14 protein-coding genes are annotated in these 15,905 nt (G+C 67.3%); 6 read left to right on the top strand and 8 right to left on the bottom strand.

All coding sequences use genetic code 11. The annotated features are described in order from the left end of the window. Nucleotides 1-155 precede the first annotated feature (155 nt). The 4 genes from ACWDTF_RS10655 to ACWDTF_RS10640 are packed head-to-tail and all read left to right on the top strand — an operon-like array spanning nucleotide 156 to nucleotide 4,611. The gene (locus ACWDTF_RS10655) at nucleotides 156-812 is read left to right on the top strand and encodes a HEAT repeat domain-containing protein (RefSeq protein WP_355278990.1); all 657 of its coding nucleotides are present in this window, start codon (nucleotides 156-158) and stop codon (nucleotides 810-812) included. Continuing rightward, the gene (locus ACWDTF_RS10650) at nucleotides 812-1,810 is read left to right on the top strand and encodes a HEAT repeat domain-containing protein (RefSeq protein ID WP_355278987.1); all 999 of its coding nucleotides are present in this window, start codon (nucleotides 812-814) and stop codon (nucleotides 1,808-1,810) included. Before ACWDTF_RS10655 ends, ACWDTF_RS10650 begins: the two co-directional genes overlap by 1 nt. Nucleotides 1,811-1,865: 55 nt before the next feature. Next, a complete protein-coding gene (metG, locus tag ACWDTF_RS10645) occupies nucleotides 1,866-3,440 on the top strand; it encodes a methionine--tRNA ligase (protein ID WP_449754355.1) in 1,575 nt (524 codons plus the stop codon). Nucleotides 3,441-3,450: 10 nt separating this feature from the next. Next, nucleotides 3,451-4,611: an aminodeoxychorismate synthase component I gene (locus ACWDTF_RS10640; RefSeq protein WP_240856449.1), complete on the top strand. Its 1,161-nt coding sequence runs from the start codon at nucleotides 3,451-3,453 to the stop codon at nucleotides 4,609-4,611. Between the two features lie 108 nt (nucleotides 4,612-4,719). Here the strand turns inward: ACWDTF_RS10640 and ACWDTF_RS10635 are convergent, their stop codons facing one another. Both ACWDTF_RS10635 and ACWDTF_RS10630 read right to left on the bottom strand, forming a co-directional pair. Then, on the bottom strand, nucleotides 4,720-5,835 hold the full coding sequence (locus ACWDTF_RS10635) for a glycosyltransferase (RefSeq protein WP_355277679.1): 1,116 nt from the start codon (nucleotides 5,833-5,835) through the stop codon (nucleotides 4,720-4,722). Next, nucleotides 5,835-6,434 (bottom strand): TetR/AcrR family transcriptional regulator, encoded by a 600-nt coding sequence (locus ACWDTF_RS10630; protein ID WP_355277676.1) that lies wholly within the window; start codon nucleotides 6,432-6,434, stop codon nucleotides 5,835-5,837. The genes ACWDTF_RS10635 and ACWDTF_RS10630 overlap by 1 nt, the downstream gene beginning before the upstream one ends. Before the next feature lie 93 nt (nucleotides 6,435-6,527). Between ACWDTF_RS10630 and ACWDTF_RS10625 the strand changes: the two genes are divergently transcribed. Beyond that, nucleotides 6,528-7,796, top strand: coding sequence for a sigma-54-dependent transcriptional regulator family protein (locus tag ACWDTF_RS10625; protein WP_355277673.1), 1,269 nt, complete (start codon nucleotides 6,528-6,530; stop codon nucleotides 7,794-7,796). Here the strand turns inward: ACWDTF_RS10625 and rsmI are convergent. After that, on the bottom strand, nucleotides 7,729-8,595 hold the full coding sequence (gene rsmI / locus ACWDTF_RS10620) for a 16S rRNA (cytidine(1402)-2'-O)-methyltransferase (RefSeq protein ID WP_355277670.1): 867 nt from the start codon (nucleotides 8,593-8,595) through the stop codon (nucleotides 7,729-7,731). The genes ACWDTF_RS10625 and rsmI overlap by 68 nt on opposite strands. 44 nt (nucleotides 8,596-8,639) lie before the next feature. Here rsmI and ACWDTF_RS10615 point away from each other — a divergent pair, with 44 nt between their 5' ends. Continuing rightward, nucleotides 8,640-10,229, top strand: a complete 1,590-nt coding sequence (locus tag ACWDTF_RS10615; protein ID WP_355277686.1) for a dolichyl-phosphate-mannose--protein mannosyltransferase — start codon at nucleotides 8,640-8,642, stop codon at nucleotides 10,227-10,229. A 164-nt stretch (nucleotides 10,230-10,393) separates the two neighbouring features. Here the strand turns inward: ACWDTF_RS10615 and ACWDTF_RS10610 are convergent, their stop codons facing one another. Genes ACWDTF_RS10610 through ACWDTF_RS10590 form a run of 5 tightly spaced genes read right to left on the bottom strand, consistent with a single transcriptional unit; the run spans nucleotide 10,394 to nucleotide 15,887 of the window. Continuing rightward, nucleotides 10,394-12,034, bottom strand: a complete 1,641-nt coding sequence (locus ACWDTF_RS10610; RefSeq protein WP_449754354.1) for a BCCT family transporter — start codon at nucleotides 12,032-12,034, stop codon at nucleotides 10,394-10,396. Between the two features lie 32 nt (nucleotides 12,035-12,066). Beyond that, nucleotides 12,067-12,438, bottom strand: a complete 372-nt coding sequence (locus ACWDTF_RS10605) for a GntR family transcriptional regulator (protein WP_240856443.1) — start codon at nucleotides 12,436-12,438, stop codon at nucleotides 12,067-12,069. Between the two features lie 13 nt (nucleotides 12,439-12,451). Further along, nucleotides 12,452-13,681 (bottom strand): arginine deiminase, encoded by a 1,230-nt coding sequence (locus ACWDTF_RS10600; protein WP_240856442.1) that lies wholly within the window; start codon nucleotides 13,679-13,681, stop codon nucleotides 12,452-12,454. Between the two features lie 41 nt (nucleotides 13,682-13,722). After that, entirely contained in the window at nucleotides 13,723-14,928 is a 1,206-nt protein-coding gene (locus tag ACWDTF_RS10595) for an MFS transporter (RefSeq protein ID WP_433258491.1), read from the bottom strand. After that, on the bottom strand, nucleotides 14,925-15,887 hold the full coding sequence (locus ACWDTF_RS10590; protein ID WP_240856440.1) for a patatin-like phospholipase family protein: 963 nt from the start codon (nucleotides 15,885-15,887) through the stop codon (nucleotides 14,925-14,927). Before ACWDTF_RS10590 ends, ACWDTF_RS10595 begins: the two co-directional genes overlap by 4 nt. Between the last annotated feature and the right edge of the window lie 18 nt (nucleotides 15,888-15,905).

The raw sequence follows: 15,905 nt of genomic DNA, 5'->3' as shown, positions 1-15,905 counted from the left end.
ACCGCCCCCACCGCTGGTCGAGACCACCAGCCAACCCGCACCCACCGCTGGTCGAGCCGACACCGAGCCCCGTGGGGCGAGGCGTCGTGTCGAGACCACCGTTGACCTTCACACGGTGACAAGGTGTTGGGTCATGGGTGAAGGAGGTGGTCCCCATGACCCAGAACAGCACGACCCAGCACCCAGCGACCCGGCACACCGTCGACAACCGACTCGTAGCCGCGCTCGCCGCGCCGAACGCGTCGACTCGACTGCAGGCGGCACTGGCGGCCGGCACGCACGCCGACGCCGGACTCGTCGACACGCTCACCGAACGGTGCGGGGTCGAGCCGGACTTCTTCGTCCGCGACATGTTGACGTGGGCACTGACCCGACTGCCGACCGAGGTCACCGTCGAGCGCCTGATCGTCGAGCTCGGCGCACCGAACCCGCAGGCACGCAGCCAGGCGCTGCACACGCTGTCCAAGATCGGCGATCGTCGGGCCTGGGCCGCGATAACGTCGTCGTTGATGGACGACGACAACGACGAGGTGGCGCGCAGCGCGTGGCGGGCGGCCGTCGCACTGGTGCCGTCGGGCAGCGAAGCTGCACTGGCGAGAACGCTCACAGCGCAACTCGGCCGCGGCGACATCGATGTCCAGCGCAGTTTGAGCCGCGCCCTTGTCGCGTTGGGTGAGGCCGCTGTTCCTGCGCTCGAAAGCGTTCGGGCGCACGCAATTGCCACCGAGCGCCTGATGCTCGACCCCGACACCGACTTCGCGCTGGAGGTCGAATCGGCCAAACGCGTTGCGGCGCTTGGTGACGACGCCTGATGTTGATCGGCGAGGTCGCACGACGCTCCGGCGTCAGCACACGGATGCTGCGTCACTATGACAAGCTGGGGCTCGTGCGACCGACCGGCCGAACCTCTGGCGGCTACCGCGAATATTCGGCCGACGACATCACGCGCCTGCTGCACGTGGAAAGCCTTCGGACACTGGGCATGTCATTGCGCGACATCCACAACGCGCTCGACGACCCCGGCTTCGCACCGTCCGCCCTCGTCGCCGACCTGATCCGCCACACCCGCAACCGGATGGCCGCTGACGCCGACCTTCTCGAACGCCTAGAGCACGTATCGGATGCCGGGCCGACCGATTGGGACTCGGTGCTGCACGTGGTCGCACTCCTGCGCGGCGTCGAATCCGAGCATGCGGCGCTGCGGCAGCGGGCGGCGCTCGAGTCCCCGAGCCCACCCGGGCTGTCGGCCGACAGTCTCGCCGAAGCCGTCCTCACCGAAAGCGACACCAACGTCGCCGGCGCGTTGCGGTGGGCGTTGGCACAGTCTGATGGCGACGGATTATCAGTCCTCGCACAAGGGTTGGACTCGACCGATGTCGATGTGCGACGCCGCGCGGCGACGGCGATCGCGGGCTTCGACGACGATCGTGCAACCGAGTTGCTCCGACGACTACTCACCGACTCCGACGACGAGATCCGTCATCGGAGTGCGCTCGCGCTCGGTGCGCGCGGTGATCAGGTCGCGGTGACGTCGTTGGTCGGCCTCATCGTCGAGGGCCGCCGCGACGTCGAGGCCGCCGAAATACTCGGCACCTACGCCGACGACCCGACCGTCGCCGTGCAGATCGTCGGCACTCTCACCACCGCACTCGGCGACGGGAGCCCAGCCCAGCGCCAACGCCTCGCACAGGCCCTGGCGGAGATTCCGGGTCCGGGTGCGGTCGACGTGCTGACCCAGATGACCACCGATCCCGACGCGACGGTCGCCGGGACCGCGGCGGCGATCCTGCGCCACCGCAACTCGTCGTAGCGGCGTGTACGCCGGTTGGTGGCCCGAACCCCGCGATCGGTAATCTGGCACCACTATGGCCGAGAACCCGACCAGCACCGACACCCCTGCCACCTCGCACGGTGACGGGGGCCCGTTCTACATCACCACCGCGATCGCCTACCCCAACGGCGCACCGCACATCGGCCACGCCTACGAGTACATCTCGGCCGACGTCCTCGCCCGGTTCAAACGGCTCGACGGGTACGACGTGCGGTTCCTCACCGGGACCGACGTGCACGGCCAGAAGATGCAGCAGACCGCGGAGGCCGAGGGCATCCCGACTGCCGAGCTCGCCAACCGCAACTCCGACCGGTTCCAGGCTCTGCAGGACCGCCTGTCGTCGAGCTACGACCGCTTCATCCGCACCTCCGACGAGGACCACAAGCGAGCGTCGGAGGCCATCTGGCAGCGGATGAACGACAACGGCGACATCTACCTGGACAAGTATTCGGGCTGGTACGACGTCCGCGACGAGACCTTCTACGCTGATTCCGAGACCAGCGTGAACGAGGCGGGCGACCGCGTCGCAACCGAATCCGGGCATGTGGTGACGTGGACCGAGGAGGAGACGTACTTCTTCCGGCTGTCCGCCTATCAGGACAAGCTGCTCGAGCTCTACGACGCCGATCCGTCGTTCATCGGTCCCGACGTCCGGCGCAACGAGGTGGTCAGCTTCGTCAAGGGCGGCCTCACCGACCTGTCGATCTCGCGCACCACCTTCGACTGGGGCGTCCCGGTCCCCGACCACCCCGACCACGTCATGTACGTGTGGGTCGACGCCCTCACCAACTACCTGACCGGCGTCGGCTTCCCCGACGACGAGGAAACGCTGCGTCGTTTCTGGCCGGCCGATCTCCACATCATCGGCAAGGACATCATCCGGTTCCACTGCGTCTATTGGCCGGCATTCCTGATGAGTGCGGGGATCGAGCTCCCCAAGCGGGTGTTCGTGCACGGGTTCTTGCTGAACAAGGGCGAGAAGATGAGCAAGTCGGTCGGCAACGTCCTCGATCCCGATGCCCTCGTCGCCGAGTTCGGCCTCGACCCCGTCCGCTACTTCTTCCTGCGCGAGATCTCCTACGGCCAGGACGGTTCGTACTCGACCGACGCCATCATCGCCCGTATCAACGCCGACCTCGCCAACGAATTCGGCAACCTCGCCCAACGCACTCTGTCGATGATCGGCAAGTACTTCGACGGTGAACTACCGGCGCCGGGGGTCTATCTCGACGCCGACACCGAGCTGCTCGCCAAGGCCGACGCGCTGCTCGACGCGGTCCGTGCACAATTCGATGTCCAAGCCATCCACCTCGGGCTGGAAGCGCTGTGGGCGGTGCTGGCCGACACCAACCGCTACATCTCCGCGCAGGAACCGTGGAAGCTGGCCAAGACCGATCTCGGCCGCACCGGAACCGTCCTGTACGTGTGCTCGGAGGTGGTGCGCATCGTCGCCCTGCTCAGCCAGCCGGTGATGCCGACGTCGACCGCGAAGATGCTCGACCTGCTCGCGGTGGGGCCCGACCGGCAGTTCAGCGCGGTCGGCGATCGCCTGGTGCCGGGCACCGCCCTGCCCAAGCCGTCGCCGGTCTTCCCGCGCTACGAAAGCTGATCCGACGCGGATGGTCGGCACCGCGCTCGACGTCCTGCGGGCGCTGTCTGCCCACACCGCCGAACACGGCGTGGCGCCGCCGGCCGCCCTGGTCGGCGAGTGGTGGGACGCGGACGCGGTCATCGCGCCGTCGATCGAGTTGCGCGCGGGTGTGCGCCCACCCGACAACCCGGACCGATACTGGCTCGGCTACTTGGGTTTTCCGGTGCACAACGACCGATCGCCGCTTCCGACGGTGGTCGGTGGACTCACCGACCACCTGCTGATCTTGCGCGACGGCGTCTGGGAGACGATCGGCGATGTGCCGCCGTGGGCACTGGCCGTCGTCGCAGGCAATTCATCGGCTCGGCCGGCCAGAGGGAACGAATGGCATGCGGACTGGGTTGCACCACAACGTGATCCCCACTTGATGGCGATCGAGCGGTGCCTGGCGGCGATACGGGCCGGTGAGGTGTACCAGGCCTGCGTATGCACACAGTTCACCGGGAGCGTCACCGGAAACGCTCTCGACTACTTCGCCGACCTCACCGCCGCCACCGCACCGGCGAAAGCTGCTTTCCTGCAAGGCAGTTGGGGCTCGGTGGCGAGCTTCTCGCCGGAACTGTTCCTGCGCAGGACCGGGAACATCGTCTCGTCGGCGCCGATCAAGGGCACCATCGCCGGCCACGACGACCCGAACGTGCTCTCGTCGTCGGTCAAGGATGTCGCGGAGAACATCATGATCGTCGACCTGACCCGCAACGACCTCGGCCGCCTCGCGGTACCCGGATCGGTTCGGGTACCTGAGCTGCTCTCGATCATGCCCGCCCCCGGGGTATGGCACCTCGTCTCCCGCGTTCAGGCCATCCTGGAGGTCGGCACCGGTAACGACGCCCTGCTGGCGGCCACGTTTCCCCCACCATCGGTCACCGGAACCCCCAAACTACGTGCGCTGGAGCTACTTTCGGAGTGGGAATCCGCTGCGCGCGGCGTGTACTGCGGAGCGGTCGGAATCGCCGGCCCCGGAGGGGAACTGGACCTCAATGTCGCAATCCGCACCGTCGCGATCGCGCCGGACGGGCGCGCCACCCTCGGGGTCGGCGGCGGGATCACCATCGACTCCGACCCCCTCGCCGAATGGCAGGAGTGCCTCGACAAGGCGGCCAGCATCGTGCAGCATAGCGAGCCGTGATCGCGCACCGCATTGCCTCGTAGAGTCGTATCCGCTCCCTCGCCCGAAGATCCCATCCGCTGCGGAAGCACCGGCAGTGGCACGGTCATCCCGCACGCGAGCGAATCGTCACGCCGAGTCGACACCGCGCGTCGCGACCAGCGCGTCGATCTTCTCGGCAGCACGACGCGCACCGTCCTCGGCACGAAGTTCGGCCCCCAACGCCGCCGCCCGACGACGCATGTCCTCCTCGTCCAGCAAGGTCTGCACGGCCCGTCGAATCGCCGCGGCCGATGACCAGCGCGGCAACACATTTCCGACGCCCGCAGTACGTAATGCCCGCCCGATCATCCGCTGGTCCAGGAACGCCGAAGCCGGGATGACGAGGACCGGCATGCCATGAGCCAGGGCACGCATGGTGGTCGAGTGTCCGCCGTGGCCGATCAACAGCGAACACTGCGGCATCAGCGTCAGGTGGTCCGCATAGCCGGTGATCGTCACGTTGTCGGGTGCGTCGAAGGCCGACGGATCGAAGACCCCTCCGGTTGTCACCGTCGCCTGCACCGGTAAGTCCCCGAGCGCCTCGACAATCCGCCGCAAGGTGCGATCCTGACCGGGAAAACCGTTGGTGGACATACTTACCAGCACATTGCTCGCTGACGACGCGGCAGGCCCGACGACCTCGGGCAGTACCACACCCGTCCACTCCACGTTGGCCGGCTGCGTACGACGGGACGCAGGATCGAGTGCGCGGTGCGTCGCAACCAGGTTCGCCGACGCCGAGTTCCACAGCGCACCAAGACGATAGCCGTAGAACGCGGCGGGGCTGCCACCGCCGAGCCGTCGGAGCTGACGCATGTGGTCGGCATACTCGCGGAAGGTGTGAGTGAACACGACGCGCGATATTCCCAGTTCACGAACCACATGATGCGCAGGCGCCAGCAGACAATCGACGACCGCGACGTCGGGCCGTCGAGTCTCACACAGCTCACGCACCTCGTCGCCGATCCGCCGGTCGTTGAGCATCTGCGGCCACCGTAGCGGACTCTGCACTTTGAGTGAATCCCATTGTCGTACAGATCTATACGCAATCAGGTCGACACCGTACCGCGACGCTTCGGCGCGCAGCGACTCATGGCCCACGACCCGAATGTCATGCCCCATGGCAGCAACGGCCTGCGCCACCCCGAGCATCGGCTGCACGTTGCCGCCCGCATCCATCGTGACGAACAGTATGTCGGCCATCAGTTCTCCTCGGTGTTCGACGCATCTGCCAGGATCGCGTGGCACAGCCTGCGCATGTGTTCTTCGGTGTGCGTCGCGGTCAGACCGCGGTCGCATCGCAACAGTTTCCAGGTGTACACATCGGTGGCCACCACGAGTAGTCGATGGATCACCGGGCCGGCCGGCGCAAAGGAGTCGGATACCCATCGATCGTGAAGTTCTCTGCCCTGCTGGGTGATCGCGGCAACTTGAGCATCCTCGTTCTCCTGCGCGAGTAGCCCGATGACGATGTCGCCGTACTCTTCGTAATGCTCCACCACGACTCGGACGGCCTCATCGATGTTGCCCGGTGTGACGCGGCGCTGATCGGTGACCGACACCTGGAAGTGCTCGACGGCCGCGGCCACCACCCCGTCACGACTTCCGAAGCGCCGCATGACCGTCTGAACAGATACGTCGGCGGTCTCGGCGATCTTCGTCAATGTGATGGACGTCAGCGGAGTGGTCGACGCCAGTTCCAGGCACGCATCGAGAATTCGTTGCGCCGTCCGCGCCGACTTCTCGGCGCGCGCCGTCTGACGGTACCGCCGCGTATCGGCCGGCGACCCCGCAGATTTCATGTCAATCGACGTTAACATCAAAGTTGCCCGGGCACCACCCGTGGCGTCGCGTCAAGCAGGCCGGATATACGCAGCCTGCGTAGACTGCCGACCATGGGCATCCCCATCGCTCCGGGTACCGACCTCACGGTTCTCGCACGCGATCTGAGCGCGACGCACGACGCCGTGATGGCCGGCGCGACCCCGACGGCCGCGCCCGACGACGACGTGCACGAATCATGGACGCGCGCACGCTCGTCCGGCACACGCCCCAGCCCCGACACCCACAATCCGACGTCGATCAGCGGCACCGAACTCGCCGAGCGGCGCGCCCACCACCCGGTCCGGGACGCGGTCGAGAAGATCCAGACCTTGTTTTCCGACGCGGCCGACGACACCGCGATGGCCATGGGCATCTTCGACGCCGACGGCGTACTCCTGTGGCGCGGCGGGTCATCGGGCCTGCTGACGGTGGCCGACCGCCTCCACCTCGTCGAAGGTGCCCGATGGGACGAGGAGTCCACCGCCACGACAGCCGTCGGACTCGTCGTCCGGCATCAGCGGCCCACCCGGCTCTTCGGCGCCGAACACTACAACCGTGCCCTGCACGGCCTGTACTGCACCGCCGCCCCTATCCACGACCGGCGGACCGGTGAGATGGTCGCCATTGCCGGACTCGCCGGCCCGGCAATGGCGCTACAACCGGCCGCCACCGCGTTCACCACCGCCATCGCCACACTCGGCGAGCACGAGATGTCCACGGCACACCTCGCCGCCCTGGCCGAGCTGCGGAGCGCGGGAACCTCGCGGCTGGCCGGAATTCGGGGACCCGGACTGCTGATCGACGACGACGGATGGGTCGCCGAAGGCCGCGGCTGCACGCAGCCGACCCGCGTCGCGGCACCGGTCGACGGCATGCGCCAGTTCATTCCGGGCCTCGGTGCGTGCGTCGTCGAACGCCTGCCGAAGGGCTGGCTGGTCCGGCAGGTCGGGCCGTCGTCGCCGGTGGTTGCCGAGCTGGATCTGCGCGGCGAGCCGACGGTGACCGTCAGTGGTGACGCCGAGCCGTGGCACACCGTGCTGACGCCCCGCCACGCCGAGATACTGATCCTGCTCGGCAACGCGGGCGACCACGGCCTCAACGCAGAACGATTAAGCCACTTGATCTTCGGCGACGGCGGACACCTGGTGACCGTGCGCGCCGAGATGTCGCGCCTGCGCCGTGCCGTCGGCGCGCTGGTGACCAGCAGGCCCTACCGACTGGCGCCCGACGTCGAACTCCGCCTCATCCCCGACGGTGTTACTCCCGACGGTGTCACTCCCGACGGCGCTCGAGCACCATTTGATACACGTCTCGACGAGAGGCAGCGGTTCCTCGCGTGACGATCACGCACGCCTCCTTGAGGCGGGTGCCGGCCTCGACCAGCTGCTCGGCACGATCGGCGAGCTCGCCCACATCTGGTTCGGCGATCTCGGCACCCGCGACGACCACCGTGATCTCGCCGCGCACACCGTCGGCGGCCCACTGCGCCAACTCCGACACCGGGCCCCGCCGCACCTCCTCATAGGTCTTGGTGAGTTCGCGGCACACCGCCGCACGCCGGTCGGGGCCGAGGACGTCCACCGCGGCCGACAGCGTCTCGGCGAGTCGATGGGGCGATTCGAAGAACACCACGGTCCGACGCTCGTCGACCAGGGTGGCCAGCCAATCCCGACGTGCACCGGGTTTGCGGGGCGCGAAACCCTCGAAGCAGAACCGCTCCGACGGCATCGCCGACACCGCCAGCGCGGTGGTCACCGCCGACGGACCCGGCAGTGCGGTCACCGGCAGGCCGGCATCGGCGCAGGCCACGACAATGCGGTAGCCGGGATCGCTCACCGACGGCATTCCGGCATCGGTGATCAGCAGGACCGTGGAACCGGCTGCGATCGCGTCGAGCAGTGCCGGTGTGCGCGCCGCCTCCACCTGGTCGTAGTAGCTCACCAGCCGGCCGCCGATCTCGACACCGAGCGCGGCCGCGAGCGATCGGGCGCGCCGGGTGTCCTCGGCGGCCACCACGTCCGCGGTCGCCAACGCGGCACGCAGCCTCGGGGACGCGTCGTCGGCCTGCCCCATCGGGGTCGCGGCGAGGACCAGGCGACCCGAGTCCGTGGTGTGTTCGACCGAGTGCGGAGCGTCCATGATGAGCCAGCTTACGAGTGTCCCCTACGATCGGACGGGTGACCATGACCGCTGTCGGCGACCGCGAGCCGGACGTCGCCGCCGACGGCGGACCGCCCACCGAACCGAGCGGCACTCAGGCACAACTCGCCGCGGCGATCCCGACCCCCCTGTTCGGTGCGCCCGACCGTGCGCGCGGACTCGTCGTCGGAGCCGTGATCGCCCTGCTGGCGATCGCCACCCGGTTCTGGAACCTGCAGAACCCCACCGACCACGGCACCCCGGTGTTCGACGAGAAGCACTACGTGCCGCAGGGGTGGCAGGTACTCACCGGGGGCAATTGGATCGAGGACAATCCGGGGTACGGGCTGGTCGTGCACCCGCCGGTCGGCAAGTGGTTGCTCGCCGCGTCGGAGGGCATGTTCGGCTACGGTCCGCTCGGCTGGCGAGTGGCATCGGCAGTCTGCGGTGTCGCCACCGTGGTGATGATCTACTTCGTGGTGCGACGGATGTCGCGGTCCACCCTTGTCGGCGCGATCGCCGGCGTGTTCGCTGTCTGCGACGGCGTGCTGTTCGTGCAGTCGCGGATGGGCATGCTCGACATCTTCCAGGCCGTCTTCGTGGTGGCCGCGTTCACCGCGCTGATCGCCGATCGCGATCAGGTACGCGCCCGCATGCACCGCGTGTACGTCGAGGGCCGCATCGACGACTCCGACTTCGGCCCGCGCCTGGGATTCCGCTGGTATCGGTTCACCGCCGGTGTGATGCTCGGTCTGACGTGCGGCACCAAGTGGTCGGGCATCTATTTCGTCATCTTCTTCGTACTGCTGGCCATCGGGTTCGACGTCGCGGCGCGGCGGGCGTACCACGTCAAGCGCCCGTGGGTGGGGACGCTGGTACGCGACGTGGTGCCGTCGGGCGCAAGTCTCGTGGTGATGCCGATCGCCATCTATCTGGCGACATTCATCCCCTGGTTCAACAGCGAGACCGCCGTGTACCGGTACCAGGTCGGCAACTCGATCGGCACCGGAGGAACCTGGGCCTGGGTGCCCGGCGCTTGGCGATCGCTCTGGTATTACGAGTCGGGCATCCTGGAATTCCATGCCGGACTCACGAACTCGGCGGGCAACCACCATCCGTGGGAGTCCAAGCCATGGACCTGGCCGATGAGCCTGCGCCCCATGCTCTACGCCTACGAGAGCGGGCCCGACCACTGCGGCGTCGGCGAATGTGTCCGCGCGCAGATGCTCATCGGTTCGCCCGCACTGTGGTGGCTCGCCCTGCCGATGCTGCTCTGGGGTCTGTGGTCGTGGATCGTGCGCCGTGACTGGCGCTACGCCGCCGTCCTCACCGGGTACGCCGCCGGGTTCCTCCCCTGGTTCGCCGAGATCGACCGGCAGATGTACTTCTTCTACGCCACGGTGATGGCACCGTTCCTGGTGATGGGGTTGGCCCTGTGTTGCGGGGACATCCTGCGCTCGGCCACCGCCCGCGCCGGCGTCAGACCCGAACGTCGCATACTCGCGATCCTGGTGGTCGCCATCTACGTCGGCCTCGTGGTGACCAACTTCGTCTGGCTGTGGCCGATCCTCACCGGCTCCCCGATCTCGCCGGCCCAGTGGGACCAGCAGATCTGGCTGCCCAGCTGGGGCTGATGGACGACACTCCCGCCTTCGCCACCTGCGCCCCCGCTCCCTGAGGTGTGAGGAGCGCAAGCGACGAGCCTCGAAGGGCCTGGTGAGACAACAACTTCGTCTCACCAGGGCTTCGAGGCTCGTCGCTATCGCTCCTCACACCTCAGCCGGCGGGAGGCGCTTCGTCATCCATCGACACGCTCCGCGGTCGCCGGGTCGATCGCCTCGAACTCGCCGGTCGTGATCTTCTCGGCCTGCTCCCGAATGTGCTTGTCCACCTGGGTCGTCAGGATCTTGCGCGACACGATCAGCGGATCGCGCCGGAGATCCTTGTAGAGGGCCAGGCACATACCGATCATCACGATGACGAACGGCAGTGCCGCGATGATCGCCATCTTCTTGATTCCCTCGAGTGCGTCGTCGCCGCTGATGGCGAGCAGCAGCGCGGCCACGGCACCGGTCAGCACACCCCAGAAGATGGTGACCGATCGCGACGGATCCTCCGCGCCGCGTTCGGACAGTGTGGCCATCACCAACGACGCCGCGTCGGCACCCGACACGAAGAAGATGGCGACGAGGAACATCACGAGTGCGGATGCGATACCCGTCAACGGGAGGTGGCCGAGGACGTCGAAGAGTGCCGAGTCACTGGACGAGTCGGAACTGAAACCGAGTTCGCCGGTCATCTGCTGCCGGATGGCGGTACCACCGAAGATGCAGAACCACACCAACGACACCGTGGTCGGCACCAGCATCACGCCGACAACGAATTCGCGGATCGTCCGGCCCTTGCTGATCTTGGCCAGGAACATGCCCACGAACGGCGTCCAGCTCACCCACCATGCCCAGTAGAAGATCGTCCAGTCCGCCAGCCACTTCTCGCCCTCGTCGCCGACCGTGGCCGCCGACCGGGCCGAGAACGTGGTGATGTCGGTGGCATAGGCACCCAGCGTGGTGGGCAGCAGGTTCAGGATGAAGATCGTCGGGCCGACGACGAACACGAAAACCGCCAGGACGATCGCCGCCACCATGTTGATGTTGGAGAGCCACTGGATGCCCTTGGCAATGCCCGACACCGCCGACAGCACGAATGCGGCGGTGAGAACGGCGATGATGCCCACCAGCAGGGGTGTCGTCGGCTCGTGTACCCACCCGACGGTGTCCAGACCGGACCCGATCTGAAGGGCACCGAGTCCCAGCGACGCGACGGTGCCGAACAGCGTCGCGAAGATCGCCAGGATGTCGATGATCTTGCCGCCCGGCCCGTTGGTGCGCTCGCCCAGGAACGGGGCGAACACCGCGCTCATCAGCTGGGTCCGCCCCACCCGGTAGGTGCTGTAGGCGATCGCGAGGCCCACCACCGCGTACATCGCCCACGGGTGGAAACCCCAGTGGAACATCGTGGTCGCCATCGCTGCGCGGATGTCGGCCTCCGGGAACTCCGGTGGCGCACTCACGTAGTGAAACAGCGGTTCGTAGGCACCGAAGAACATCAGGCCGATGCCCATGCCTGCGCTGAACATCATCGCGATCCAGCTGACCGTGCGGAATTCGGGCTTGTCGTCGTCCTTGCCGAGCGGGATGCGCCCGTACTTGGACAGGGCGAGCCACACGGCGAAGATGACGAAGCCGGTGGAGGCCAGGATGAACAGCCAGCCGAGGTTCTCGGTGATCACGTCGAGGACGTCCTGGCTGACGTTGTTCAGGCTTTCCTGATCGACGAGGCCCCAGACGACGAAGGCGATCACAATCACCGCAGTGATCCCGAAAACCCACGGATCCACCACCGGGCGAGCCGGCTTCTTCAGGAACTGTTCAGCTGTCATTACTTCACGTAATCAAATCTTGATATGAGACTTCAAGCACCACGCACCACTCGTTGCACTAGCGAAACAATCGTCTCGTCGTCGACACCCAGTTCACGCAGGGATGTCACATGCTCGACGGTGGCCCGCGCGGCCGCGTCGAGCGTGGTGCTTCGTCCGGCTTTGACGAACGACCCCTGACGGCCGCGGGTCTCGATCACGTCCGCCGCCTCGAGTTCGCGATAGCTGCGGGCGACGGTGTTCGACGCGAGGTTCAGGTCGGTGGCGAGTGCCCGGACGGTCGGCAGACGCTCGCCGGCCAGCAGTGCGCCGGTCGAGATCAGCTCGATGATGCCCAGGCGAACCTGCTCGAACGGCGCCCGGTCGGACGACGGGTCGATGGCCAGCTTCTCGGCGAGCGTCATGGAACGTCGCTTCTCACAGTGGATCTCGGGCGATGGGGCAGGACATGCAGCGCGGTCCCCCACGGCCCGAACCGAGTTCGCGGCCTTCGATCTCGATCACCTCGATACCCGAATCCACAAGGCGTCGATTGGTTTCCACATTCCGGTTATAGGAGACCACCACGCCCGGGGCGACGGCCAACGTGTTGTTCCCGTCGTCCCATTGCTCACGTTCGGCGGTCACCGGATCGAGTCCGGTGTCGATCACGCGAAGCTTGTCGATTCCCATCGCCTCGGCGGCGGCGTCGACGAAGGGTCGCGAACCGGTCACGGTCACCTCGCCGTCGCGGTGGGTCAACGTGAACGCCGACATCGTGTCGCGGATGTTGGGGTACATCACGACGGCGTCGGTGTCGACCATGGTGCAGACGGTGTCGAGGTGCATGAACGCGCGGGCCTGTTCGATCGGCACCGCGAGCACGGTGTGCGCGAGTTCGTCGTCGAAGAGACTGCGCGCCAAGGCTTCCGCACCGGCCGGTGTGGTGCGTTCGCCGACACCGACCGCCACCACGCCCGGGGCGAGCAGCAGCACGTCACCCCCTTCGACGGGCGCCACCTGCGACTCATAGGCGCGTCGGGCACCGGTGAACCGCGGGTGGTGTGCGTAGATGAGGTCGGTCAGGGAGGTTTCGCGGGCACGCGCCGGCAGGGCCAGCGAGGTGATCGCGAACCGCGGCCCGATCCAGAACGAACTGTCGCGGGTGAACAGCAGATTCGGCAGCGGGTCGATCGCGAACTCCGGCCCGTGGTGCATCCGACGCACCAGCGACGACGTGGCCGCCGACGGTGTGATCGGCAGTTCGTCGTAGGTCATTCCCGCGGTCAGGACACGGGCGAGTTCGGCGGGCGGCAACGACCGGAGGTGGCCGGCGAGGTCCTCGGCCAGGTGGTTGCCCAGCCGCCGCGCACTGACCGCCGCCGCGATCCCCTGAATACGTGCGGCACCACTGTGTTCGAGGGTTTGGGTGAGGAGATCACCGAGGAGGTAGACGTCGACACCGCGGTCGGTCAGCACCTGCGCGAAGGCGTCGTGCTCCTCCTGCGCGCGACCCACCCAGGGCAGACCGTCGAACAGGAGTTGATCGTTGTTGCGCGGGGTCAGACGCCTGAGCTCGTCGCCGGGCCGGTGCAGCATGACGGCGCGGAGTCGGCCCACCTCCGATGTCGCCCCGAGCCGATAGTCGTACGCGTCCCGATCGGTCATGAGTCAACGGTAGAGCCTCGGCGAGGCGCGCACATTTCAAATCATCCGGTGGGTGTGATCGTCGGACCGTCGCCGACGATCGCCGGCGCGGTCTCCCGCGCGAACAGCCACATCACGCAGGCGAGCGCCGCCACCACACCCGTCAACACGAACGCTGGACCGAAACCCACCCGGTCGGCCACGAACCCGACGATCACTGGCCCACTGATCGCACCCAGATCCGACGACATGCCATAGGCCGCCAACGCAGAGCCGCCCTGTTGCCGATTTCCGAGCACATCGGCGAGGGCCGCCTGATGGGTGGGTGCGAACAACCCCGATCCCGCACCCGCGACGAGCGACAGGACCAGCGCGACAACGATGTTCGCGGAGAACCCGAGAGCGGCCGTCGAGGCCGCCATCAGGACCAGTCCGGGCAGCATGACGGGCCGACGACCGTACCTGTCCGACAGCCGGCCCGCGCTGAGGATCGCGACGACGTTGCCGGCGGCGTACACGGCCAGCACCACCCCCGCCATGCCGGCACCCTCGTCGAGCCCTTCGGTGACGAACAGCGGAACCACGGCAACCCGCACCCCCATCGACGCCCAGCCCTGGGTGAAGTTGGACGCGATGATCGCGCGGTAGGCGCTGTCGCCGAGGGCGTGCCGAAAGGAGATGACGCCGCTCGCCGGGCCGTCGGTGCGGTCGGGTGCCGGCACCTCACGCAGCTGGGTGGCCACCACCGCGGAGGCGATCACCAGTGCGATCGCGTAGACGACGAACGGCATACGGAGCCCGAACCCGACGAGCGCCGCCCCGATCAGCGGGCCGGTGATGTTGCCGATCAGGAAACCGGCCGAGAAGAATCCGGACACGCGACCGCGAATGTCGTTGGGCGACATCCTGATCAGCAGCGCCATCGCGGAGATGCTGAACATCGTCGATCCGATGCCACCGGCCGCCCGGAACACCAGCAACTGCCAGTAGCCCTGCGCGAACGCACACGCGAAGGTACTGACGGCGACGATCAACAGCCCGGTGAGGTAGATGCGGCGTTCACCGAACAGGGTGACGAGACGCCCGGTGGCCGGCGCGAACAGCAGCCGCATCACCGCGAACGCCGACACGACGGCCGTCGCCGCGGTGAGCGACACGTTGAAACTGCGCGCAAAACTCGGCAACGCGGGTGCGATCAGGCCATAGCCGAGGGCGATCACCACGTTGGCGGCGAGCAACACCCAGATACCGCGAGGAATCTGCTTCATGGCCGCTCGGGCAGATCGTCGAGCGCCTGCGCGGTGAGTTCCCGCCCGAGTTGGATCATCTCGGACGCCTTGTGGAAGTCGAGGGTCCGGACCGCATTGCGCGGGACCCGGATGAGCACATCCGGCGGGTATCCGGCGACCTGGTAGCGCGTCAGCGCTTCCTGCATGATGTCGAGCGAACGGCCGAGAACCTCGATTCGGCCCATCCGCTGCGGCCCTTCCTTGGCGTCGGCGGCGTCGGCGGTGTCGTCGGTGTCCTTGGTGTCGGTATCGGAACCGGTGCCATCGAAGCCGAAGCGTTCGCGGACCGATCGGACGAACTCGGTCTCCAGGATCGGTGCCACGTTGCGGCGCAGCAGGCCCTTGGGGCGCGGTTCCCGCGATGCGCCGTCGTCGGGCCCGCTGTCGGAGCCGAGGATCACCCCGATCGTGACGTCGCTGGGTACCGCCGAGGTCGGTGCCACCGGAAGCGGATCCAGAATGCCGCCGTCGCCGAGGAGTTGTCCCTGGTATTCGTGTGGACTGATGACACCCGGAATGGCGATCGAAGCGCGGATCGCGTCGACGAGTTGGCCACGCTGGAACCACACCGCCCGCCCGGCGTTCAGGTCGGTGGCGACAGCGGTGAACGGGATCTCGAGATCCTCGATCTGCTTGTCTCCCAGCATCTCCCGAACTCGGTCGACGACCCGCTCGGCACCGATCACTCCGCCCGGTTTGTTCAACGACACATCCACCAGGCGGACGACGTCGAGTTGTCGCAGACCCGCGATCCACTCGACATACTCATCGAGGCGGCCCGCACAGTGCAGTCCACCCACGAGTGCACCCATCGACGAGCCCGCGACGCTGACGATCTCGAAATCACGCGCAAGGAGTTCCTCGATCACCCCGATGTGCGCGTAGCCCCGCGCGCCACCACTACCCAGGGCGAGCGCCACCCGCGTCGGTCGAGCCATGCCCCCACACTATCGACG

The sequence above is a fragment of the Gordonia sp. NPDC003422 genome (genome assembly GCF_053588675.1).
This window is presented reverse-complemented; position numbering and strand designations above follow the sequence as displayed.